This window comes from Runella defluvii (assembly GCF_014195535.1).
Classification (GTDB): Bacteria; Bacteroidota; Bacteroidia; order Cytophagales; family Spirosomataceae; genus Runella; species Runella defluvii.
Genome location: NZ_JACIBY010000006.1, coordinates 16563 through 40698 on the forward strand (window position 1 = coordinate 16563; position 24136 = coordinate 40698).

Sequence of the window (24136 nt, forward strand, 5' to 3'; positions counted from 1 at the left end):
AAACATAAACCCCGTTCTCATTTTGCTACCTATCGGTACACTTTTTGAGACGGGGTATATTCATTTCATTTGGAAAGCATATCCAAGAATTTATCCAACTTTCTCTTAGGCACTGCTCGGGGCGTTGCCTCAACCACTTGAAGTAAAATCCGCTGAATAAGGCTCAAGTATTTACTCGCTTTGGGTTGGTCAATTCCAAAGAAAGTCGCCAGTTGGTCTTGTCTCAAATTTCCGTTTAGATAAATAAGGCCAAAAAGAAGCGCGTCATGGGTATCTCCAAAAATGCTATTTTTCCGCACCGACGCCTGCCTAAGTCTCGCCACACCGTCGAGGGTGTACTCCGCAAAATAGGCGTTCCAAGCATCTCGAAAATACCCGTGAAGAAGCTCAAATTCTGAGCGTTTAAGTCCTGTAAGACGCCGTAGCTTTGGGTCGTCGGCCTCCAGGTCATGGTACCGTTGAATCATTTCCAAGTTCATAATTTTCGTAGAGGGGTAAAAGTGATATTAGACATAACCCATTATGTCAAATATCTTGCCAGCTTGAAGTTTTTGCGGGGAAAGCGCTATCTTGCATCGTACATTCGGTTGAAAACAACGTGCAGATTGCAGAAAACGACGATTTTGGCTCAGAAGAGATAACTCTGTTTGCCGACCTAATTTTGCCCGTGCCTGTAGCCCAGTTATTCACCTATCGGGTTCCAAGGGTGATAAATCCATTCATCAAAAATGGTGCCAGAGTAGTAGTACCTTTTGGCAAAAATAGAGTAGTGACGGGCGTTGTGGCAAAAATCCACCAGACTCCTCCTACAAAATACCAAGCAAGGTACATCGCCGAACTCCTTGACGATGAGCCATTAGTAACACCTTACCAAATCGAACTCTTTCATTGGATTGCCGACTACTACTTGTGTACGGTGGGGGAAGTACTAAACGTGGCCCTTCCCTCGGGTTTGAAAATTACCAGCCAATCCAAAATTCAGTACAACCCTGATTTTGAGTATTACGATTTATTGACAGAAGAAGAAGCCAATCTTCTGGAGGAAATCAAAAAGTACCAATCGCTCACCTACGAAGAGGTCGAGAAGCGCGTAGGTGCCACAAACATCAACCACATCATTAAATCGCTTATTGGTAAGCGGGCCATTATTCTTTTTGAAGAAGTTAAAGAAAAATACAAGCCCAAAGTACTCAAAAAAGTCAAGCTAAATGGGCGTTTTGAGACACGCGAAAACTTGATGGAGCTCATTGCCCAGCTTGATAAATTTCCCAAACAACAGGAAATTATCATGAGCTATGTCAGCCAAGTTCCGATTCAAAATGTACCTTATTCTAATCGCGCGGGGCTTGAAAAGAGTTTTTTCACCCAAAACGAAGCTTTCTCCGATTCGGCATTAAGTACGCTGATAAAAAAAGGGACGCTCGAAGAGTTTGAAGTAACCGTTTCACGCTTTGCTGATGTAGCTCCCGATTTTTCGGAAGGTACCAACATCCACCTCACCACCGCCCAACAGCGCGCTTTTGACGAAATCATTACCCAATTTCAATCCAAAGACACTGTTTTGCTACATGGTGTCACAGGAAGTGGAAAAACAGAAGTATATATTAATTTAGCCCAGCAAGTACTGGCAAGCGGCTCGCAGGTACTGTTTCTATTGCCCGAGATTGCCCTTACGACCCAAATTGTGGTTCGGCTCAAAAAAGTCTTTGGGGATAAACTCGGTATTTACCATTCTAAGTTCTCCGACAACGAGCGCGTAGAAGTCTGGAAAGGGGTAGTTTCTGGCCAGTTTCAGTTGGTAGTGGGCGTACGTTCGGCCATTTTCTTGCCTTTCGATAGCCTTGGATTGATTATCGTCGATGAAGAACACGAAAGTTCTTACAAACAATACGACCCCGCCCCGCGCTACCACGCCCGCGACGTCGCCATTGTCGCCGCCCAACGCCAACAAGCCAAGGTGCTGCTAGGTTCGGCCACGCCAGCGCTCGAATCCTATTACCAAGCCCTCAATGGACGCTATGGTTTTGTGCAATTGCTCGAACGCTACGGCAAAGCTAACTTGCCCGAGTTTGTGCTCATTGACACCAAAAAAGAGCGAAAGAGTAAAAAAATGAAGTTTGAGTTTTCTTCAGTTTTAATCAACGAACTTCAAGAAGCGCTCAATCGTAACGAACAGAGTATTGTTTTTCAGAACCGACGCGGTTATTCTTCCTATTTACAGTGTGAAGAATGTGGGTGGATTGGCGAATGTGAAAACTGCGCGGTCAGCCTTACGTATCACCAAAAAGACGCCGAACTGCGTTGCCATTATTGTGGCCACAAAGAGAAAGTACCCAAGCTGTGCCCAGGCTGTAGTTCTACCAAAGTACGAACAGTGGGCTTTGGCACTGAAAAGTTGGAAGACCAACTCAAGATTTTCTTTCCAACGGCCCGCATTGCCCGCATGGATTTGGACACTACCCGCGCCAAAAATGCGTACAAAGAGATGATTGAAGACATCGAACAGGGCAACGTGGATATTTTGGTAGGCACCCAAATGATCAGCAAAGGGCTGGACTTTGAAAACGTCAGTACAGTAGGCGTATTTGATGCCGACCGAATGATTCATTTTCCTGACCTTCGCTCGGCCGAACGCGCCTTTCAACTCATCACTCAGGTAAGTGGGCGCGCTGGACGCCGCGCCGACCGAAAAGGACGGGTTTTGATTCAAACAGGGAACCCTTCACAAAAGATTTTACAAAAAATTATTACGAACGATTATATCGGGATGTACGAGGAAGAAATCAAGGAAAGAGAGAACTTCAAGTACCCCCCCTTTACCCGACTTATCAAACTGACAGTCAAGCACTTTGACCAAACAACCGCCTTGCAATCAGCCCAAAAATTGACCCAACTTTTACTCGAGAAAATGGGCGAAGATAGGGTTTTAGGCCCCCAGCCACCACTGGTCGAACGCATACGAAATAGGTTTTTGTTTGACATTCTTATAAAACTCGAACGCGAAAAAGTTAATTTTAGGGCCGCAAAGGCTTTTATACTCGAAAAAGTTACGGATATTCTGACGGACAAGACCTTAAAAGGTACCGACGTGACTATAGATGTAGATTGCCTGTGATTGTACCCATCAAAACCTAACACGATGATTGACAAAAAAGCTAAAATTGTTGCTACCGTAGGTCCTGCTTCCGAAACGTCTGAAATGCTCCAAGCATTAGTACAAGCAGGAGTAAACGTATTTCGTCTCAATTTCTCTCACGGCACTCATGCCGACCACCAAGAACGTATCAACCGCATTCGTGAGAACAATGCAAAATACGGTTTTAGCGTCGGAATTTTACAAGATTTGCAAGGCCCTAAAATTCGCATCGGTAACGTAGAACACAAAGACGGTGTGAAAATTACGGCAGGACAAAAATTAGTTTTTACCAACGAAGAAATCATCGGTACCTCTGAGCGCGTGAGTACACCTTATAAAGGTATGTACCGCGACGTGCGCATGGGTGAGCGAATTTTGATGGACGACGGAAAACTCGAAGTAAAAGTAGTTGGTATTGACGGAACAGACGTGGTGACCGAAGTTATTTACGACGGGATTTTGAAATCGAAAAAAGGTGTAAACCTTCCTAATACCAAGGTTTCGATGCCATCGGTGACGGAAAAAGACTACGAGGACTTAGAATTTGGTCTTCAAAACGACGTAGAATGGATTGCACTTTCATTTGTGCGCTACGCTTCTGATATTCAAGAAGTAAAAGACTATATCAAGTCGAAAGGTAAAAATTGCCGCGTAGTGGCTAAAATCGAAAAGCCAGAAGCGATTGATAATATCGACGAAATCATCGCCATTACGGATGCTATCATGGTAGCTCGCGGCGACTTGGGGGTTGAGCTTCCTGCCGAAGAAGTACCTATGATTCAGAAGATGATTGTAGAGAAATGTAACCGTGCCGCCAAGCCTGTCATCGTGGCTACGCAGATGTTGGAAAGTATGATTGATGCTCCACGCCCGACGCGTGCCGAAATCAACGACATTGCCAACTCCGTACTCGATGGCGCCGATGCCGTGATGCTAAGTGCAGAAACTGCCTCTGGAAAATACCCAGTAGAGTCTGTTACAAGCATGGCCCAGACCATCAAGCGAGTGGAAGAAACTGAAGCAGCGAAAGATGCTAAAGAAACCAAAATTTATTTCAAGCACCACGCGGCAGTTAATGACCATAGCAGCCCTAATGTCCTCAATGACAACGTCGTAATGAGTGCTTGCCGTTTGGCACGTGATACCCAAGCAAAAGCAATCATTGGCGTAACTCGTTCGGGTTATACTGCGTTCCGCTTGTCGCACCACCGCCCAGAGGCCAATTTGTACGTCTTTACTTCAAACCAACGATTGATTGACACACTTTCATTGTATTGGGGAGTAAAAGCTATTTATTATGACCGTGAGGGTCTTTCAAGCGACGACCTCATCGAAGACATCAAAAAAGTATTGGTTGAAAAAGGTGAGCTTAAATCAGGTGATATTTTTGTCAATACCTTGAGTATGCCAGTAACGAAGCACCGCAAAACAAATGCAGTGAAGCTAAGTATTGTTGAATAATCAGAAAGACCTGATTAAGATAAAAAGTAAAAAGGGCAATGACGCAGCAGCGTTGTTGCCCTTCTTTCTTTTCTAGGTGTTTGAGGTTTTGCTGTATTTCCATTTAAAATACAGAATCACGAAGGAAAGCATCAAAGTAACGGTATTGGCTGCGATGACGGGAAATGAATGCGTCATCAGTCCGTAGGCTAACCAAAGCGCTACCCCCACGGTAAAAAGTAAAAACATGGCCAAAGAAACGTCCTTTGCCGATTTTGTTCGATATATTTGCATCACTTGTGGAACGAAGGCAACCGTCGTCAAAATTCCTGCGATGTACCCTAATGTCTCTAACATGGCGTTGTGTATTTGAGTCCTTTTTACTATTTATCGGAAAAGTTATAGAAAAAGTTTCTTATCAACGCAAAGTTCTTTAAATAATACAACAAATGATTATCAGAACAAAAAATAGTGTCATTCTCGTCTCAATTATTACACCCTCCACAGTGTGAGCAAGGCGCGTATGTCCACCAAACAAAAAAGCCCCTTCTCACACCGATAAGGGGCTTTTTTGTTGCCCATAAGCAAAAAAACCGTTTTTTGTTTGGAAAATAAAAACTGACCCTATTTATTTGTAACGCAATTACGCAATTAGCGTAATTTCGCTCATAGAAAAAATTTGCTTTAAAATGTTCACTATAACAGGCGTGGTCGTGGTCCTCATTATTAGCACCCAAATGGTGTGAGTGAAACCCGATTGCCCTCAGAAGCCTCACTCACACCAACAACGAGTGAGGCTTTTTTGTAAAAAAACCTTTCTATCATGTCAGAGCAACTAAACAAATTCAGCCGCACACTTACCCAAGAAGTGACCAACCCCGCCGCTAAAGCCATGCTTTACGGAGTAGGTCTAACCCAAGAAGATATGCAAAAAGCCCAAATCGGGATTGCAAGTACGGGTTATGAAGGAAATACTTGTAACATGCACCTTAACGGACTGTCGGTGCACGTTAAAAAAGGAATTCAAGAAAACGGCATGGTGGGACTTATCTTCCATACCATAGGGGTATCTGACGGAATGACCAACGGAAACGCTGGAATGAGCTACTCACTCCCCTCGCGTGACTTGATTGCTGACTCTATCGAAAACGTAGTAGGTGCACAATGGTACGACGGCGTGATCGCGGTCGTAGGTTGTGACAAAAATATGCCAGGCGCCATGATGGCCTTGGCTCGCCTCAACCGCCCAGGAATGCTCGTGTACGGAGGAACCATCCGTACGGGTGAATACAAAGGCCAAAAGCTTGACATCATCTCGGCGTTTGAAGCCCTTGGAAAGAAATTTGCGGGAACTATCTCGGACGAAGATTACGAAGGTGTGATTCAAAACGCCATCCCAGGCGCGGGAGCTTGCGGCGGGATGTACACAGCCAATACCATGGCAAGCTCGATGGAAGCCATGGGACTTACCCTTCCCAACTCTTCTACTTACCCTGCTACGCACGAAGGTAAAAAAGCAGAGTGTATTGCCATCGGCGCAGCCATGAAGCAATTGCTCGAAAAAAATATCTGTCCACGCGACATCATGACGCGTAAAGCGTTTGAAAATGCCCTTACGGTAGTAATGGCGCTTGGTGGCTCCACCAACGCCGTATTGCACTATTTGGCCATTGCCCGCGCGGCCGAAGTGGAATTTACGTTGAAAGACATTCAAGATATTTCGGATCGTACGCCATTGATTGCTGACCTCAAGCCATCAGGTAAGTATTATATGGAAGATGTATTGGCGATTGGTGGTGTACCTGCCATCATGAAATACCTCCTTCAAAAAGGGCTTCTTCACGGCGATTGCTTGACCGTAACGGGCAAAACCATTGCCGAAAACCTAGCAGATGTCCCTGAGTTAAGCTTTGATAGCCAGAAGATTATCTTCCCTATCGAAACACCGCTCAAACCAACGGGGCACTTGCAAATTTTGTACGGCAACCTGGCAACGGGCGGTGCAGTAGCAAAAATTACGGGCAAAGAAGGTGAGCGTTTTGAGGGAATTGCCAAAGTATGTGAGCGCGAAGAAGAAGTGATTGAATTCATTTCTAAAGGCGAAGTGAAGGCAGGCCACGTGCTTGTGATTCGCAACGAAGGCCCGAAAGGCGGCCCAGGAATGCCCGAAATGCTTAAACCTACTTCGGCAGTAATGGGCGCTGGACTTGGTGATAAAATCGCGATGATTACCGACGGCCGCTTCTCAGGAGGAACGCACGGTTTCGTGGTAGGTCACGTCACCCCTGAAGCATACCTTGGCGGAAACATCGCTTTGGTACAAGACGGTGATAAAATTACGATTGATGCCGTCAACAACGTACTCCAATTGCACGTATCAGACGAAGAATTGGCTGAGCGCCGTAAGCTTTGGAAACAACCAGAGCCTCCGTTTACGAGAGGCACATTAGGCAAGTACATCCGCAACGTAAAATCAGCCAGCGAGGGTTGCGTAACGGATGAAGCGTAAAAAACTCGCCAGTTATAATTTTTGTCCCCAAAAAAACTTATAACTGCACCAAATAACTCTAAAAGTAGTACTACTAATGAAACCATTAGCGAACCGAAACTTTGGAGAAATAAACGCTTGATAAGTTATGAACGCACACAGAGAAATAGTAAAGCCTATAGGGCGAACCATAAGTTTAGAGTTACCAGAAGAGTTTGTTCTTGGTGACCAAGTTGAGGTAATTATTCTCCCTCTCAACGAGCCGTTCGTTAAAAAAACGAAAAATGACTTGAGGCGTTTTCGTGGGGCACTTGCTCATTTGCCAGAAAAAGAGAAAAAAGAAATGGACGAATTTTTTAAAAATATTCGTAACGAATGGGAGCGAGATATCTAATTGATACATCTGGTTACAGCCGTTATTTAGATGATCGGTTATCCGTAGAAAGCAGCGAATTCATGGATAGTGTATTGGAAGATGCGCCTGCTATGTGTTTTGTAGTCAAAATAGAATTGCGTTCTTTTCAAGGTGATGTAGATAGGGAGCATACAATTGCTGATTTGGTTAATAGTTCTAGGATAATTGAACTCACCGATGATGTCATTGAAAAAACCATTGAGCTACGCAAAAAAGCCAAAATTAAACTCCCAGACGCTATCATTGCCGCCACAGCGATTATCCATAACTTAACTTTACTATCTACCAATGATAGTGATTTTTTGAAAGTGCCTAAATTGAAATACAAGTCATTGAACACATAAAATCCCCAAAACCATGGGAAATTACATGACTATGGTAGCTGCGCAAGATGCCGCTGCCCTCGAAGAAGTACAAACACCAGCACAGACTGAAACTCCACGTATTTTGTCGGGAGCGCAAGCCCTCATGGAGTCGCTTATTGCCGAAGGGACAGAGGTGATTTTTGGCTACCCAGGGGGAGCTATCATGCCTACCTACGACGCCCTTTTTGACTACACCGACCGCCTTGACCACATCTTGGTGCGTCACGAGCAGGGAGCTGGTCATGCGGCACAAGGGTACGCCCGTACCAGTGGCAAGCCAGGGGTCTGCTTGGTAACGTCTGGCCCAGGGGGTACCAACTTAGTGACCCCTATTGCCGATGCTATCATCGACTGCACGCCGTTGGTCTGCATTATCGGACAAGTAAAGTCAACGCTGTTAGGTACCGATGCATTTCAAGAAACGGACATTATTGGCGTAACTACCCCCGTCTGCAAGTGGAACTATCAAATCACCAACGCCGACGAAGTGCCTGCCATCATCGCCAAAGCTTTTTACATTGCTAAATCTGGCAAACCTGGCCCAGTAGTCATCGACTTCACACGTGATGCGCAAGTGAGCCCGATGACCAAACCCTACGAATACAAAAAAGTAGAGACGCTGGCCAGCTATAAACCCCGCGTCATCCCGAAAGATGAGCACCTCGAAAGGGCAGCACAGCTCATCAATAACGCCCAACGACCCTATGTTTTGTTTGGTCAAGGGGTGCTAATTTCGGGAGCCGAAGAAGAACTGAAAGCCTTTGCTGAAAAAACCGACATCCCGTGTGCGAGTACCCTTCTCGGGCTTTCGGCCCTGCCAATTGACCACCCTAATTACGTGGGTTGGCTCGGAATGCACGGCAACTACGGCCCGAACGTATTGACAACCCAAGCCGACGTGGTGATTGCCATCGGAATGCGTTTTGACGACCGCGTGACGGGAGACGCAACTAAGTACATTCGTCAAGCCAAGGTGATTCATATCGAAATCGACCCCGCTGAAATCGACAAGATTATTAAAGCCGATGCACCTGTAGTAGGAGATGCCAAGGAAACTTTGCAGCGCCTTTTGCCATTAGTCAAGCAAAATAACCATGCTGCTTGGCGTAATGAGTTCAAGAAATACGACCTTATCGAAGACCAAAAAATTACGCAACGTGAGCTTACCCCTGAAGGCCAAATCAAAATGGCGGAGGTGGTAAACATGCTCTCTGAAAAAACAAAAGGAGAAGCCTGCGTAATTGCTGACGTGGGTCAACACCAAATGATTGCGGCGCGCTATTACAAGTTTAAAAACCCACGTTCTTACATAGCGTCGGGCGGGCTCGGTACCATGGGCTTTGCCATTCCTGCCGCTTTTGGTGCTAAGAAAGGCGCCCCCGAGCGTGAAGTGGTAGCATTCATCGGTGACGGTTGTTTCCAAATGACCATCCAAGAACTTGGCACCATTGCCCAAAGTGGACTTCCTGTGAAGTTGATTATCCTCAACAATAATTACTTAGGAATGGTACGCCAATGGCAACAACTATTTTTTGAAAAACGCTACTCGTTTGTAGAGCTTCAAAACCCTGATTTTGTCACCATTGCGAAAGGTTTTGGAATTGCTGGACATACCTGTTCCGACCGCGAGAATTTGGGCGAATCACTCGACCGCCTTCTCCAGTCAGATAAACCTTATTTGTTGGAAGTGATAGTTGAAAAAGAAGAAAACGTTTTCCCAATGGTGCCTGCGGGTGCGGCCGTTGCCGATATCCGCTTAGACTAAACGAGGGCTATGACCACTTACACAATTTGTATATTCACAGAAAACACCTTTGGGTTATTGAATAAGATTACGGTCATCTTTACCCGTCGTCGTATCAATATTGAAAGCCTAACGGTCTCCGAAACCGAGCGCCAAGGCGTGTCGCGTTATACAATCACCATCAAACACGACAAACGCGAGGAAGTCGAAAAACTTGTTCGTCAGATTCGGAAAGTCGTCGAAGTGCTTGCCGTGTTTGGTTATTTGGATGACGAAATCGTCTATAACGAAATTGCCCTCTTTAAAGTCGCTACGCCCGTCGGTGGCAAACCGATTGACATCGAAACCATCAACAAAATTTACAAGGCGTGGGTGGTCTATTGGGGACTTGACTACGTAGTGATTGAGAAAGCGGGCAATGAAAACGAAATCTTGGATTTCTTCCGCTATATCAAATCGTACGGTATTTTGGAATTCGTAAAATCGGGTAGAGTAGCCGTCGGGAAAACCCCCGCTGGCTTGGTCGAATACCTACCCGAAGAAGTACATTGGGAGTATTATGTATAAAAGTGCGTTATTTGCAGTTCATTTCACCTCAATACATGGAACAACTGCAATCTCTCACTACTCCTTTTAAGGGATTAGAAGCCCGACTTAAAACGTTCTTTGACAGTAGATTCTGGCAATTCAAGGTATTATTTTTATCCTTGGCTATTTCAGTGAGTACTTTGTTGGTATTCAATTTTATCTTTGTTGACCGTGGCTTTCGCGATTTATACCAAGAAATGCGTCACCCTGGGTCGATAGGTGGTTTTTTTTGGGACGACATCGTCAAGCAAGGTGCTGACCCATTTACACCCAAAGATTACGAAGCAGGTTCACACGAAGCCAATCAAACATTTCGACTTACCGTACCACTCATTGCGTATGCCTTGCACCTCAATGTCGCAGGTTTATACTTGCTTCATGTCATTGTAGGATTGGGGTTTTTGTGGTTAGTTATTCAAATCACCTACCAAATTCTCCAAAATCGGTTATTGGTGTTTTATTTCCTGACAGGCTTTACGGCCATTTATGCAGGTGCTAATTTTTACATCAATTACCTTGGTCATGCCGATGTGTTTCCGTTTTGCTTCTTAGCGCTTGCGTTTTATTTACGGAATCCATTATGGGTACTGTTGTTTACCCAATTGGCCTTTTGGTGCGACGAACGAGCCATCATCAACTCCTCCTACCTGGGGTTGTGGTTTGTGCTACCCATGCTAAAAGAAGTGATTGAAACCAAACAGTTTCGCCTAAAACAAATTCCTCTTGAGGCAGTAGCGTTGGTGGTAAGTGCAGGTTTGTATTTGGTTGTTAGGCAGTGGCTATCGAGCACCTATGGCTTAAAAGTAGGCCACGACAATGCGCTTTCTCACCGTACTACTTGGTGGAGTTTGAGTATTTTAGGAGATAAGTTTACGCGAGGCTTTGAAGGATTTTGGCTAATTATTTTTGCAGGCATGGCCGTTTTGGTTATGCTCAAAGATTGGCTCACGTTTGGGTTGTTGCTAGGGTGCTTTATGGCTACCGCAGCCATTAGTATCATGGTTGCCGATGGCACACGGTCGCTTTCGTTTGGTTACATGATTTTCTTTTTCATGCTTTCCACCTTACGAAAGCACATTCCTGTCTCCCAGCTCACCTATTTGTTGATAGTAAGTAGCCTCATTTCACTTATGCTTCCTATCTCTTTTCCTTAAATGTCGTATGAATCAGGCATACTACAAAGAATATTATCACATTGAACGCAAGCACTGGTGGTTTTTGGTTCGCAACCAAATCATTATGAACCACCTGCGTGGTCAACTTAGCAATAACCGACCTCTCAAAGTGCTTAACATTGGAGTTGCCACAGGACGTACCTCAGAACTACTTACCGAGTTTGGCTCGGTCAAGTCAGTAGAATACGACCACGCGTGTTTTGAGTTTACCAAAGCCACAGTACCATCGCTCGATATCATCCAAGGTTCGATTCTTGAACTTCCTTTTGAAGATCAATCGTACGACCTAGTATGTGCGCTCGATGTCATTGAACACGTCGAAGAGCATCAGTTAGCAGTACAAGAAATGCAGCGAGTTTGTAAACCAAACGGTTTTGTCTGTGTCACTGTTCCTGCGTTTAATTTTTTATGGAACCAGCACGACGACGTAAATCACCACGTTCGGCGATATACTCGGCCGCTGTTAGAGCGTCTGTTTCAATCCACAGGCAAAATCACTTTCAGTAGCTATTTTAATTTTTGGTTGTTTTTTCCCATTGCGGGATTTAGGTTGTTGTCGCGGTTATTGCCGCTTCACCATCGCAAAATCGAAGAAGCAGGTTCTGACTTTACGGTCATGAACGGTTCGCTTTTTCAAAAAGTATTTTACGGTATTTTCAACAGTGAAAATATCTTTATTAAGAATGGCATTCAACTACCTGCAGGGGTGTCGTTGTTGCTTAGTTGGCAAAAGAAATAAAACCACAGTTATTGTATTACCCAAATAAACAAATCAATTCAATGGCACAAATCAATTTCGGCGGGACCGTAGAAGAAGTAGTAACCCGCGAAGAATTTCCTTTAGAGAAAGCTCGTGAAGTATTGGCAAACGAAACTATCGCGGTAATCGGTTACGGTGTTCAGGGTCCAGGCCAAGGCCTTAACATGCGCGACAACGGCTTCAACGTTATCGTTGGTCAGCGTAAAGGCAAAACATACGACAAGGCAATCGCTGATGGTTGGGTACCAGGCGAAACACTTTTCGAAATCGAAGAAGCCTTGGAAAAAGGTACAATCATTTGTTTCTTGTTATCGGATGCAGCCCAAATCGAATTGTGGCCAACCGTTAAAAAATATTTGACTGCTGGTAAGTCGTTGTATTTCTCGCACGGATTCGGGGTAACTTACAATGACCAAACAGGTATCGTTCCTCCAGCGGATGTGGACGTATTCTTGGTAGCTCCTAAAGGCTCAGGTACTTCACTTCGCCGTTTGTTCGTAGAAGGAAAAGGTCTTAACTCATCGTTTGCGGTGTTCCAAAATGCTACTGGCGAAGCCCGTACGAAGTGTATCGCAATGGGTATCGGTGTAGGTTCAGGTTATTTGTTTGAAACCGATTTCTACCGCGAAGTAACGTCTGACCTAACAGGGGAGCGTGGAACATTGATGGGTGCTATCCAGGGTATTTTTGCGGCTCAGTACGAAGTATTGCGCGAAAACGGCCACTCTCCATCAGAAGCGTTCAACGAAACAGTAGAAGAATTGACGCAGTCGTTGATGCCATTGGTGGCTGAAAACGGAATGGACTGGATGTACGCTAACTGCTCAACTACGGCTCAACGTGGTGCGCTTGACTGGTGGAAGCCTTTCAAAGAAGCTACTAAGCCTGTGTTCCAACAGTTATACAACTCAGTAAAATCAGGCGAGCAAGCCAACATCTCTATCACTCGTAACTCACAACCAGACTACCGCGAGAAACTCGAAGTAGAATTGGCGGAGCTTCGCGATTCTGAAATGTGGCAAGCAGGCGCTGCCGTTCGCAGCTTGCGTCCTGAGCGCAACTAAGTCTTAGCAACTTCTACAGAAAGTGTCTTGTTCGTTTTTTACAAGGCACTTTCTGTTTTTTTACACCTAAATACCTATGCAACACTTACTATTCGACAATGTAATTATTGCACAAGAAAAACTAACAAACTATTTATTAATTCATAAAGACCGCGACGACAAGTCAAAATTTTTAAATCAAGCAGGTTATACGATAGAAAATTGGGAAATATTAGCCGCAGATTTACGTTTGCTTTTTATGAAGGGAGAGCCTATATTTGAAGATGATGATGAATATGGCATAAAGTATAATATAAGCGGATTGCTATTTGGCCCTAATGGTCAAACTTTAAAAGTAAAGACAGTTTGGCTGTACGATACAAGAAAAGTGCAAACGAAATTTATAACGCTTTTTCCCGATAAAAGTTTAGAAATATGAAATTTGAACTATACACCCAAGCGGCACTTTCCACTTCCATCCCAAAATATGGGCTTAGAGAAGGTGATGTTGTGACGCTGGTCGAGTTTTTGGAAGGAGATGAGAATCTCCCCAATGCTTATATATGCGAAGTTTTTAACGCAGTTGGCGATACCATTGCAGTATGTACTGTAAAAGAGAACCAGCTGTATGCTTTATCTAAAAACGAAATTCTCCATGTCAGAACCTTGGAGGCTGCCTAAAATCACGACTTTTTAAACCTCAAAAAATCCCCCGAGTTGTGTAACTTCGGGGGATTTTGCAATTATCCCAACTTCATCTGTTTCTATGAGCCTTGCATCTGACAAACATAAGTCCAAAAACGCAGATTTTCCTACGTTTGACAACATACTCCAAGCCGCCGAGCGCATCCGTAAAGTGGTAAAACACACCGACTTGGAGCTAAATCTCAACTTTTCGGAGCGCTATGAAGCCAATATTTACTTCAAACGCGAAGATTTGCAAGTGGTACGTTCGTACAAAATCAGGGGAGCGTACAACAAAATGGCCAGTTTGTCGGCCGAAGCCCTCGAAAAAGGAGTCGTGTGCGCCAGCGCAGGAAACCACGCGCAAGGAGTCGCCTACGCTTGCAACAAAATGCAAGTCCGTGGTACTATTTTTATGCCCAGCACAACACCCGCTCAAAAGGTAAAACAGGTAAAACTATTTGGTAAAAATCAGATTGAAGTAGTCCTGCACGGCGATACGTACGATGACGCTTACCACGCTGCCAAGCATTTTTGTGAAGCCCATGCCGCCACGTTCATTCACCCGTTTGACGATGTACAGGTCATGGAAGGCCAAGGGACGGTGGGACTGGAAATTTTCCGCGATGCCGATTTTAAAATTGATTACCTGCTTTTTGCCATCGGCGGCGGCGGTTTGGCTTCAGGCGTTACCACCGTTTTTAAACAACTCAGCCCAGCCACTAAGCTCATTGGCGTCGAACCCGTAGGCTCTCCCACGATGCACACGGCTATCAAAGAAGGGCATGTCGTCACGCTCGACAACATTGATAAATTTGTGGATGGTGCCGCCGTGAAGCGCGCAGGAGAACATACCTTTGAAGTGTGTCGGAAAAATTTGGACGATATTTTGCTCATTCCCGAGGGAAAAGTTTGCTCCACGATTTTACAGCTGTACAACGAAGAAGCCATCGTCGTTGAACCCGCAGGAGCACTTACCGTGGCAGCACTTGACCAAATCAAAGACGAAATCAAAGGCAAAGACGTGGTGTTATTGATTGGGGGTGGCAACAACGACATCACCCGTACTGAAGAAATCAAGGAACGTTCGCTCCTCTACGAAGGACTAAAACACTACTTTATTATTCGCTTCCCGCAGCGCTCGGGGGCTTTTAAGGAGTTTTTGAACCACGTTCTTGGCCCCAACGACGACATCGCCCACTTTGAATATTCCAAAAAAACCGCCCGCGAACGAGGTCCTGCTTTGGTAGGTATCGAACTCCGTCACAAAGAAGATTTTGAGCCACTTTTGACACGCATGAACGAACACAATATTCAGTTTGAATACATCAACAATAAACCTGATTTGTTTGAGTTTTTGATATAAAAACACATCATTTTCCGATACTCATCGAACAGGATGAAGACAATATTTATATCGTGACTTGTCCTACTTTTAAAGGTTGCCATTCTTATGGGTAAGTAATGATTCATTTAAATTTTTGATATGAACTTTGATTTCAGAAAATACCACGTGCGTGCCATCAATGCGCGCGACGAAGCCGAAAAAGCGGCCATCAACCAAGAATTGAAAGACTTATACGACTCCCTTCCCGAAGCCGACAAAAAAGTGTTCAATGAAGAATTACAGAAGTTTTTGGTATCCCAATACAAAGCCATCGGCGACGAATACCAAGCTCTAAAAAGCGGAGGAGCGTTTCCGTCGGATAACTGATAACCATTAATCGATAACCGCCCCCCCATGCTTCGCGTCCCTTCTTCCATCAGCGCCCAACAGTTTCAGTCTCTGAAAATTCAGGACACGACTTTTGTGGCCTATCGAAGCGACGTTTACCCCGAGCGTAACGAAATTTTTTTTGAGGAACATGCCGTCGTTGTCGTGCTTGAAGGAGAAAAGAAGTTTATCTCTCCCAACCAAGACCTGCACGTTCGCAAGGGGCAAATTTTATTTTTCCAACGGGGCTGCTATTCCATGAACGAATCCATCGGAAGCGACTACCGCAGCCTTGTTTTTTTCTTTCACGAAAAGCTACTGAAAGAATTTGTAAGCCAAAACCAAACGTTGTTCGACAAAGCAGACGTCGAAAACCCTCAACCGATTTTAGTGCTGCACTCCTCTTCGGCTTTTGAGAAGTTCATTGATTCCCTTTTTCCCTACTTCAACTCACAAACGCCCTACTTGAATCAATTTTTACGACTCAAGTTTCAGGAATTACTGCTTCATTTGTTGGAAATCGACGGCTCCAATCAGCTCAAAACCATTTTGTTTAATATTTACAAAGGGCAAAAAACGGACTTGGAATACCTGCTCAACAACTACTACCTAAAACCTCTGACAATAAGCGAATTAGCCCATCTTTCGGGACGAAGTTTGTCAGCGTTTAAACGCGAGTTTGAAGCCCAATTTCACGCCTCTCCTGCCCATTGGATTAAACAAAAGCGCCTGGAACAAGCCGCTTTTTTACTCAAAAACGCCAATAAAAACGTGTCTGAAGTCAGTATGGAAATTGGCTATGAGAGTGTTTCTCATTTTATCAAAGCCTACAAGGAGAAATACGGTTTTACGCCAAAAAAATACAATTGAGCCAAAATCGCTATTGTTTGAGCGAAGGGCGTCATGTCACTTTGGGAAGATTCCTGCAATTTTGTAGCGTATTATTCTCCCATTGCATTAATCTCAAAATAGATATGTCAAACCAACCAACAACTCTCTTCGACAAAGTGTGGGATGCGCACGTTGTCCGCAAGATTGCAGACGGCCCCGATGTATTGTTCATCGACCGCCACTTTATTCACGAAGTAACCAGCCCCGTAGCATTTTTGGGCTTGGAAAGCAGAGGCATTGGCGTGTTGTTCCCTAACCGTACATTTGCTACGGCCGACCACAACACCCCTACCATCAACCAACACTTGCCAGTTGCTGACCCACTTTCGGCCAATCAGCTCAAGGCGTTGGAAACCAACACTGCCAAATACGGTATTTCTCACTGGGGCTTGGGCCACCAAAAAAATGGTATCGTACACGTGGTTGGACCAGAAAACGGCATCACTCTCCCTGGCATGACGATTGTTTGCGGTGATTCGCACACTTCTACCCACGGAGCGTTTGGAGCGATTGCGTTCGGTATTGGTACGTCGGAAGTAGAAATGGTATTGGCGTCTCAGTGTATCATGCAGCCAAAACCAAAGAAAATGCGCATTACCATCAATGGGCAATTGGGCAAAGGTGTCCTTCCAAAAGATGCGGTATTGTACATCATTTCTCAAATTTCGGCCAGTGGTGCTACGGGCTATTTCGTAGAGTACGCAGGTGACGTGTTTGAAAACATGAGCATGGAAGGCCGTATGACGGTGTGTAACATGTCGATTGAAATGGGTGCGCGCGGTGGTATGATTGCCCCCGACGAAAAAACGTTTGCTTACCTCAACGGCCGTGAGCAGTCGCCAAAAGGCGAAGCATGGGAAAACGCCGTTGCGTACTGGCAAACCCTCAAAACTGACGAAGGTGCTGGGTTCGACTTGGAATATACCTACGATGCTGCTGACATTGAGCCACAAATCACCTACGGAACAAACCCTGGCTTAGGTACGGGTATTACCAAACACATCCCGAAAGCTGCCGATGTACTTGACGGAGCTGCCTCTTACGCTAAGTCATTGAACTACATGGGATTTGCCGAAGACGAAAGTATTTTGGGCAAAGCCATTGATTTCGTTTTCTTGGGAAGCTGTACCAACGGCCGTATTGAAGACTTCCGCGCGTTTGCCTCAGTGGTAAAAGGTCGTAAAAAAGCTGACAATGTAACGGCTTGGTTGGTACCAGGTTCGCACATTGTAGAAGCCCAAATCCAAGAAGAAGGTATTTTGGATATTTTGACCGACGCGGGCTTCCAATTGCGCCAACCAGGGTGCTCGGCTTGCTTGGCCATGAACGACGACAAGATTCCTGCGGGCAAGTATGCCGTAAGTACCTCTAACCGTAACTTCGAAGGTCGCCAAGGCCCAGGAGCACGTACCTTGTTGGCCAGCCCATTGGTAGCCGCTGCCGCCGCTATTACGGGTAAAGTCACTGACCCACGGGAGTTTTTGTAGTTCTATTGCGCATACATTATCACCCTGTATTTGTCACCCTGCAAAGGGTCTAATAATCATTCATCATGGCATACGATAAATTCACCATACTAACCAGTTCGGCAGTGCCGCTTCCGTTGGAAAACGTGGACACTGACCAAATCATCCCTGCTCGTTTCTTGAAAGCCACTGAGCGCAAGGGATTCGGCGATAACCTTTTCCGCGATTGGCGCTACAACGGCGACGATACGCCTAAGGCCGATTTCGTTTTAAACAATCCTCTTTACAGCGGTAAAATCTTGGTAGGAGGCCGCAACTTCGGAAGCGGTTCGAGCCGTGAGCACGCGGCATGGGCTATCTACGATTACGGATTCCGTTGTGTGGTATCCAGCTTTTTTGCTGATATCTTCAAAAACAACGCCATCAACGTAGGGATTTTACCAGTAACGGTAAGTCCTGAATTTTTGGATAAAATTTTCCAAGCCATCGAAAAAGATGCTAACGCGGAGCTAACGGTCAACCTTCCTGAGCAAACCATCACGATTGTTTCGACGGGTGATTCGGAGTCATTTGACATCAACGGATATAAAAAACACAACCTCATCAATGGCTACGACGATATCGACTATCTACAAGCCATGAAAGAGGAAATCGGTGTATTTGAAGCCGCTCGGCCGTACTAATTTTTATGAGATACATTGAAATAATGGATACGACACTCCGCGACGGTGAACAGACCAGCGGGGTGTCTTTTTCGGCTTCGGAGAAATTGGCTTTGGCGCAGTTGCTCCTTACGGAAGTCAAAGTAGATCGTATTGAAATTGCTTCGGCTAGAGTATCTGCAGGGGAGCTAAAAGCAGTACAAAAAATTACGAAGTGGGCACAAGAAAATGGCTTCATCGACAAAGTAGAGGTACTTACGTTTGTCGATGGCGAAGCTTCTATTGATTGGATGCTGGAGTCGGGCGCTAAAGTGATGAACCTTCTTACCAAAGGGTCGCTTAATCACTTGACGCACCAACTCAAAAAAACACCCGAAGCGCATTTTGCCGACATCCAAAAAGTAATCGAATTGGCACAATCGAAAGGGATTTCGGCCAATGTTTACCTCGAAGATTGGAGCAATGGAATGCGTAATTCACCCGAATATGTATTTCAATTTCTTGATTTTCTAACTACTCAGCCGATTCTACGGGTGTTACTCCCCGATACGTTAGGCGTACTTACTCCTGCCGAATCGTATTCGTACATCAAGTCGATTGTGGAACGTTATCCCGATCATCACTTCGATTTCCACGCGCACAATGACTATGACCTCGGCATCGCCAACGTCATGGAGGCTGTGCGGGCAGGGGCACATGGGTTGCACTTGACCGTCAACGGCATGGGTGAGCGCGCGGGCAATGCTCCGTTGGCCAGTGCCATTGCGGTATTGAAAGACTTTATGCCAGAAGTGGAAACGGGCGTCGTGGAAGAGTCGTTGTTTTCGGTGAGTAAAATCGTTGAAACCTTCTCAGGATTGCGGATTCCTGCCAATAAACCCATTGTTGGTGACAACGTGTTTACCCAAACGGCGGGTATTCATGCCGACGGCGACAAGAAAAACAACCTCTATTTCAACGAGTTGATGCCTGAGCGTTTCGGGCGGAAGCGTTCGTATGCGTTGGGCAAAACCTCGGGCAAGGCCAATATCGAGAATAACCTTCGCGAATTGGGCATCAAACTTTCTGACGAAGACCTCAAAAAGGTAACGCAGCGTATCATCGAACTCGGCGACCGTAAAGAAGTAGTGACGCAAGAAGACCTTCCGTACATTATTTCGGACGTGTTGGACACCAATGCGATTGAGTTTAAGATTGAGATTCTCAATTACGTCCTGACGCACTCCAAAGACCTCCGTCCTTCGGCGACGCTCAAACTCAAAATTGAGGACGAGACGTTTGAAGAAAGTGCCCAAGGCGATGGTCAGTACGATGCGTTTATGAATGCGTTGAAGAAAATTTATGCCAAGAAAAGCCTTGAACTTCCTTTGCTGACCGACTACGCCGTCCGTATCCCAACGGGTGGAAAGACGGATGCGCTTTGCGAAACGGTCATTACGTGGAACTGGAACGCTAAAGAATTCAAGACCCGAGGCTTAGACTCTGACCAAACGGTTTCGGCCATCAAAGCCACTCAAAAAATGCTAAACTTGATTTCGCTTTAATTTTTTATAGGACACAAAGTTTCTCAGAGTTTATGGCACAGAGTATCACAGAGTTAAATACGCTTTCTCAGGTTATTCTGAAGCAAGCCTTCGATGTGCATTCTGCGCTTGGCCCTGGCCTTTTAGAGAGTGCTTATAAAGAATGTTTGGCGTACCGTTTGACAAAAAATGGATTATGGGTAGAAAAAGAGAAGCCCATCCCCCTCGTTTTTGAAGAAATTAGATTAGATCAAGGCTATCGGCTGGATTTGCTGGTAGAGAATAAAATTGTAGTTGAGTTAAAATCAGTTGAATCACTTAATGACTTACACACGGCACAGGTATTAACTTACCTAAAATTGGGCGGTTACAAGCTTGGCCTTCTTTTAAACTTTAACGTAAAAAGTTTAAAAGAAGGAATCAAAAGATTGATTTTATAACCCTGAGAAACTCTGTGTCGAACTCCGTGTAACTCCGTGACCTAAAGAATAAAATGGCAAAAAAACACATCCTTATCGTACCCGGTGATGGAATCGGGCAAGAAGTTACCACGGTTGGTAAACAAGTACTAGACCGTATCGCCGAAAAATTCGGCCACGAATTCACCTACGACGAAGCCCTCATCGGCCACGTAGCCATCGAAGCTACGGGCGACCCGCTTCCCGAAGAAACCCTTGTAAAAATGCGGGCTTCGGATGCCATCTTGTTTGGCGCCGTAGGTCACCCAAAATACGACAACGACCCTTCGGCCAAAGTACGCCCTGAACAGGGCTTGTTGAAAATGCGGAAAGAACTTGGCTTGTACGCCAACCTTCGCCCTATCAAGTTGTTCGACGAATTGTTGGAAGCCTCAAGTATCAAACCTGAAATCCTTAAAGGCAGCGATATCCTTTTCTTCCGCGAATTGACGGGCGACGTGTATTTTGGAAAACGTGAGCGTCTCGACGACGGCAACACGGCTTACGACACCATGATTTATAGCAAGTACGAAGTAGAGCGCATTGCCCGCAAGGCATTTGAAGCCGCTCGTACGCGTAGCAAAAAATTGATGTCGGTTGATAAAGCCAACGTACTGGAATCAAGCCGTTTGTGGCGCGAGGTAATTCAAAAAATCGCTCCCGAATATCCTGACGTTGAAGTAGAGCACCAATTCATTGACGCCGCTGCGATGTTGCTCATCAAAGACCCACGTCGTTTTGACGTAGTGGTAACGGGTAACCTTTTCGGGGATATTTTGACCGACGAAGCCAGCCAAATCGCAGGTTCGATGGGTATGTTGGCCTCGGCCTCAGTAGGCGACAGCACGGGTGTTTATGAGCCTATTCACGGTTCGGCACACGACATTACGGGCAAAGGCGTAGCCAATCCTTTGGCTTCTGTACTTTCAGCAGCGTTGTTGTTGGATATTTCGTTTGGCCTAAAAGCCGAAGCAGATGCCATCATCGCCGCGGTTGACAAAGTATTGAAAGACGGTTTCCGCACGCGCGACATCGCTAACAGCGAAACCCCTGCCGACAAAATCCTCGGCACCGACGCCATGGGCGCAGAGTTGTTGAAGCATTTGTAGAATCAATGATTCAAGCGATTCGAAACATACTATCAAAGCCCCACATAGCCATCGTTTGGACGGTGGTTATTTTGGGGCTTTGCTCTATTCCACGCCAAGAAATGCCCGATGGAATGGGTTCTGACAAACTTCACCATTTTGGAGCGTTTGGAATATTAGGTGCGCTTTGGTATTGGGCCAAACCTAACCCTTGGTGGGTCATTATTGGTGGAAGTCTGTATGGCTTATTTATTGAAGTTTGGCAGTACATTATGCCCATTGGCCGCACCTTCGATTTGTACGATGCCTTGGCCGATGCCGTTGGCGTCATCGTTGCGGTACCTATTGCCCATTGGGTTTGGAAATACTTCAAAACCTATGAGGTTTGAAAACACCCGAACTAAAACCTCACAGGTTTCAGAAATCTTAAACAAAAAAACCTATGAGGTTTGAACGCAACCGAATTCAAACCTCATAGGTTTCAAGAACCTACCTCGTTGGGTTGTAATAACCTCGATTTAATAATAAAACGCACCCCCATCGGTATTTCCAACGAAAAACTAGCCCCTCGTCCTAGTACTACGTCGAGGGTTAAGTGCGTGTGTTTCCAGTACTCAAACTGGTCGCGCGACATGTAAAAATCGCAGCCGTGAATTTCGCCTAGTTTTATATCGGTTTCGTTCAACATCAACTCTCCCACCTCAAAACACATCGGAGCTGAGCCATCGCAGCAACCGCCACTTTGGTGAAACATCAAAGCACCGTACTTGGCGCGGAGCGTGTCAATGACCCGCTCCGCCGCCTCCGTTATTGCGATTCTAGACATACTTAAAAGAACCCTAACTTGTTCTTATCGTACGAAATCAACATATTTTTAGCCTGACGATAATGGTTCAACATCATCTTGTGCGTCTCGCGGCCAATACCTGATTTCTTGTAGCCACCAAATGGCGCATGTGCTGGATATGCGTGATAGCAGTTGACCCACACACGACCCGCTTGTACGGCACGAGCAACTTTGTACGCTTGATGCGTGTCGCGCGTCCATACCCCTGCACCGAGGCCATAAAGTGTATCATTGGCAATTTCAATAGCTTCCTCTTCCGTTTTGAAGGTGGCTACACACACCACTGGCCCAAAGATTTCTTCTTGGAAAATGCGCATTTTGTTGTTGCCTTTAAACAACGTTGGCTTGATATAATACCCACCTTCAAGTCCTTCGTTGTAAGCAGCGCCACCACCCGCCAACAACTCTGCACCTTCTTCTTTACCGAGGTCGATGTAGTGCAAAATCTTTTGGTATTGGTCGTTCGATGCCTGTGCCCCCATCATCGTACTTGGGTCGAGTGGGTGACCCAGTTTAATGGCGTTAATGCGCTCAACTACGCGCTCAATAAAGGCATCATAGATAGATTCATCCACCAAAATGCGCGACGGACACGTACATACTTCGCCTTGATTGAGGGCAAACATCGTTGCTCCTTCCAAGCACTTATCGAAGAACTCGTCGTCGGCATCCATGATGCTTTTGAAGAAAATATTGGGCGATTTTCCACCCAATTCGAGCGTAACAGGAATGATATTTTTGGAAGCATACTGCATAATCAGCTGCCCCGTTGTGGTCTCGCCCGTAAACGCAATTTTATTGATACGAGGGCTGGATGCCAATGGCTTACCTGCTTCAATGCCAAAGCCGTTGACAATGTTCAGTACACCCGCTGGCAACAAATCTTGAATCAATTCGGCCAACACCATGATTCCCACGGGCGTTTGTTCGGCAGGCTTCAACACCACGCAGTTTCCTGCGGCCAAAGCAGGCGCAATTTTCCAAGCGGCCATCAACAACGGAAAATTCCAAGGAATGATTTGCCCAACCACGCCAAGCGGTTCGTGCACAATCAGTGATAACGTATTAGAATCCAATTCTGAAGCCGAGCCTTCTTCGGCCCGAATTACGCCCGCAAAATAACGGAAGTGGTCAATCGCCAAGGGTAAATCAGCGGCTTTCGTTTCGCGAATTGGCTTGCCGTTGTCCCACGTTTCTACACTTGCCAACAGTTCCAAGTTTGCCTCCATCGCATCCGCAATTTTTAACAAAACGTTGCTTCTCGTCGTCACCGAGCTGTTATTCCACTGCGGAGCGGCAGCCCAAGCGGCATCCAAAGCAAGGTTAATGTCCTCTTCGGTCGAACGGGCTACTTTGGTAAATACCTGTCCGTCAACGGGCGAGGTGGTTTCAAAATATTCGCCTTTAACAGGACTTACCCACTGGCCGCCAATGAAGTTATCGTAGTGCGTTTTAAAGATGGGCTTTGCCACCAAGTTGTTTTGTTGTGTGATTACAGTTGACATCGTTTAAGGGCTTTGTGTTTCAAAAAGATTTTGCACAAAACAACCTTCAAAAAATCACATTTAATTGACTTATCCTGCTTACCATTTTCCCTATCCTATCAACTGATTGTACTATTCTATCAACTGTTGTACGATACTACCATT

General features: G+C 45.5%; 25 protein-coding genes. 21 read left to right on the forward strand and 4 right to left on the reverse strand.

What is annotated here, in order from left to right; all coding sequences use genetic code 11:
* Window positions 1-65 precede the first annotated feature (65 nt).
* Window positions 66-479 (reverse strand): helix-turn-helix domain-containing protein, encoded by a 414-nt coding sequence (locus FHS57_RS15070; RefSeq protein ID WP_183975028.1) that lies wholly within the window; start codon window positions 477-479, stop codon window positions 66-68.
* Window positions 480-598: 119 nt separating this feature from the next.
* Here FHS57_RS15070 and priA point away from each other — a divergent pair, with 119 nt between their 5' ends.
* Together priA and pyk are read left to right on the forward strand one after the other, a co-directional pair.
* Entirely contained in the window at window positions 599-3115 is a 2517-nt protein-coding gene (priA, locus tag FHS57_RS15075) for a replication restart helicase PriA (protein WP_183975030.1), read from the forward strand.
* Window positions 3116-3139: 24 nt separating this feature from the next.
* Complete coding sequence (gene pyk, locus FHS57_RS15080) at window positions 3140-4597, forward strand: pyruvate kinase (RefSeq protein WP_183975032.1); 1458 nt, start codon at window positions 3140-3142, stop codon at window positions 4595-4597.
* Between the two features lie 72 nt (window positions 4598-4669).
* Here the strand turns inward: pyk and FHS57_RS15085 are convergent, their stop codons facing one another.
* The gene (locus FHS57_RS15085) at window positions 4670-4933 is read right to left on the reverse strand and encodes an SWEET family sugar transporter (protein WP_028522059.1); all 264 of its coding nucleotides are present in this window, start codon (window positions 4931-4933) and stop codon (window positions 4670-4672) included.
* Window positions 4934-5399: 466 nt separating this feature from the next.
* Between FHS57_RS15085 and ilvD the strand changes: the two genes are divergently transcribed.
* From ilvD to FHS57_RS15180, 19 genes are all read left to right on the forward strand, one after another.
* The gene (gene ilvD / locus FHS57_RS15090; RefSeq protein WP_183975034.1) at window positions 5400-7085 is read left to right on the forward strand and encodes a dihydroxy-acid dehydratase; all 1686 of its coding nucleotides are present in this window, start codon (window positions 5400-5402) and stop codon (window positions 7083-7085) included.
* 127 nt (window positions 7086-7212) lie between these two features.
* Window positions 7213-7458, forward strand: coding sequence for a hypothetical protein (locus FHS57_RS15095; RefSeq protein WP_183975036.1), 246 nt, complete (start codon window positions 7213-7215; stop codon window positions 7456-7458).
* The gene (locus FHS57_RS15100; RefSeq protein WP_183975045.1) at window positions 7440-7823 is read left to right on the forward strand and encodes a PIN domain-containing protein; all 384 of its coding nucleotides are present in this window, start codon (window positions 7440-7442) and stop codon (window positions 7821-7823) included. The genes FHS57_RS15095 and FHS57_RS15100 overlap by 19 nt, the downstream gene beginning before the upstream one ends.
* 13 nt (window positions 7824-7836) lie before the next feature.
* Entirely contained in the window at window positions 7837-9609 is a 1773-nt protein-coding gene (gene ilvB, locus FHS57_RS15105; RefSeq protein WP_183975047.1) for a biosynthetic-type acetolactate synthase large subunit, read from the forward strand.
* A gap of 9 nt (window positions 9610-9618) precedes the next feature.
* Window positions 9619-10155: an acetolactate synthase small subunit gene (ilvN, locus tag FHS57_RS15110; protein WP_183975049.1), complete on the forward strand. Its 537-nt coding sequence runs from the start codon at window positions 9619-9621 to the stop codon at window positions 10153-10155.
* Window positions 10156-10190: 35 nt separating this feature from the next.
* Window positions 10191-11330, forward strand: a complete 1140-nt coding sequence (locus tag FHS57_RS15115) for a hypothetical protein (protein WP_183975051.1) — start codon at window positions 10191-10193, stop codon at window positions 11328-11330.
* Between the two features lie 7 nt (window positions 11331-11337).
* Entirely contained in the window at window positions 11338-12090 is a 753-nt protein-coding gene (locus tag FHS57_RS15120; RefSeq protein WP_183975053.1) for a class I SAM-dependent methyltransferase, read from the forward strand.
* A 41-nt stretch (window positions 12091-12131) separates the two neighbouring features.
* Window positions 12132-13175: a ketol-acid reductoisomerase gene (gene ilvC, locus FHS57_RS15125; protein ID WP_183975055.1), complete on the forward strand. Its 1044-nt coding sequence runs from the start codon at window positions 12132-12134 to the stop codon at window positions 13173-13175.
* A 76-nt stretch (window positions 13176-13251) separates the two neighbouring features.
* Window positions 13252-13593 carry a DUF6883 domain-containing protein gene (locus tag FHS57_RS15130; RefSeq protein WP_183975057.1) on the forward strand — a complete coding sequence of 114 codons (342 nt, stop codon included), beginning with the start codon at window positions 13252-13254 and terminating at the stop codon, window positions 13591-13593.
* On the forward strand, window positions 13590-13835 hold the full coding sequence (locus FHS57_RS15135) for a DUF4926 domain-containing protein (RefSeq protein ID WP_183975058.1): 246 nt from the start codon (window positions 13590-13592) through the stop codon (window positions 13833-13835). Before FHS57_RS15130 ends, FHS57_RS15135 begins: the two co-directional genes overlap by 4 nt.
* An 85-nt stretch (window positions 13836-13920) precedes the next feature.
* Entirely contained in the window at window positions 13921-15204 is a 1284-nt protein-coding gene (ilvA, locus tag FHS57_RS15140; RefSeq protein ID WP_183975060.1) for a threonine ammonia-lyase, read from the forward strand.
* Window positions 15205-15324: 120 nt separating this feature from the next.
* Window positions 15325-15552: a hypothetical protein gene (locus tag FHS57_RS15145; protein ID WP_183975062.1), complete on the forward strand. Its 228-nt coding sequence runs from the start codon at window positions 15325-15327 to the stop codon at window positions 15550-15552.
* Between the two features lie 27 nt (window positions 15553-15579).
* On the forward strand, window positions 15580-16422 hold the full coding sequence (locus FHS57_RS15150; RefSeq protein ID WP_183975064.1) for a helix-turn-helix transcriptional regulator: 843 nt from the start codon (window positions 15580-15582) through the stop codon (window positions 16420-16422).
* Between the two features lie 104 nt (window positions 16423-16526).
* Window positions 16527-17930, forward strand: a complete 1404-nt coding sequence (leuC, locus tag FHS57_RS15155) for a 3-isopropylmalate dehydratase large subunit (protein WP_183975066.1) — start codon at window positions 16527-16529, stop codon at window positions 17928-17930.
* A 65-nt stretch (window positions 17931-17995) separates the two neighbouring features.
* Window positions 17996-18592: a 3-isopropylmalate dehydratase small subunit gene (leuD, locus tag FHS57_RS15160; protein WP_183975068.1), complete on the forward strand. Its 597-nt coding sequence runs from the start codon at window positions 17996-17998 to the stop codon at window positions 18590-18592.
* Between the two features lie 23 nt (window positions 18593-18615).
* A complete protein-coding gene (locus tag FHS57_RS15165) occupies window positions 18616-20115 on the forward strand; it encodes a hydroxymethylglutaryl-CoA lyase-like TIM-barrel protein (RefSeq protein WP_229601358.1) in 1500 nt (499 codons plus the stop codon).
* A gap of 32 nt (window positions 20116-20147) precedes the next feature.
* Window positions 20148-20534: a GxxExxY protein gene (locus FHS57_RS15170; protein ID WP_183975070.1), complete on the forward strand. Its 387-nt coding sequence runs from the start codon at window positions 20148-20150 to the stop codon at window positions 20532-20534.
* 53 nt (window positions 20535-20587) lie between these two features.
* Entirely contained in the window at window positions 20588-21661 is a 1074-nt protein-coding gene (leuB, locus tag FHS57_RS15175; protein WP_028522076.1) for a 3-isopropylmalate dehydrogenase, read from the forward strand.
* A gap of 5 nt (window positions 21662-21666) precedes the next feature.
* Window positions 21667-22029, forward strand: coding sequence for a VanZ family protein (locus FHS57_RS15180; RefSeq protein ID WP_183975072.1), 363 nt, complete (start codon window positions 21667-21669; stop codon window positions 22027-22029).
* Between the two features lie 92 nt (window positions 22030-22121).
* On the opposite strand, the gene FHS57_RS15185 is transcribed toward FHS57_RS15180, so the two are convergent.
* Window positions 22122-22466, reverse strand: a complete 345-nt coding sequence (locus tag FHS57_RS15185; protein WP_183975074.1) for a DUF779 domain-containing protein — start codon at window positions 22464-22466, stop codon at window positions 22122-22124.
* A 2-nt stretch (window positions 22467-22468) separates the two neighbouring features.
* Window positions 22469-23992 (reverse strand): aldehyde dehydrogenase family protein, encoded by a 1524-nt coding sequence (locus FHS57_RS15190; protein WP_183975076.1) that lies wholly within the window; start codon window positions 23990-23992, stop codon window positions 22469-22471.
* Between the last annotated feature and the right edge of the window lie 144 nt (window positions 23993-24136).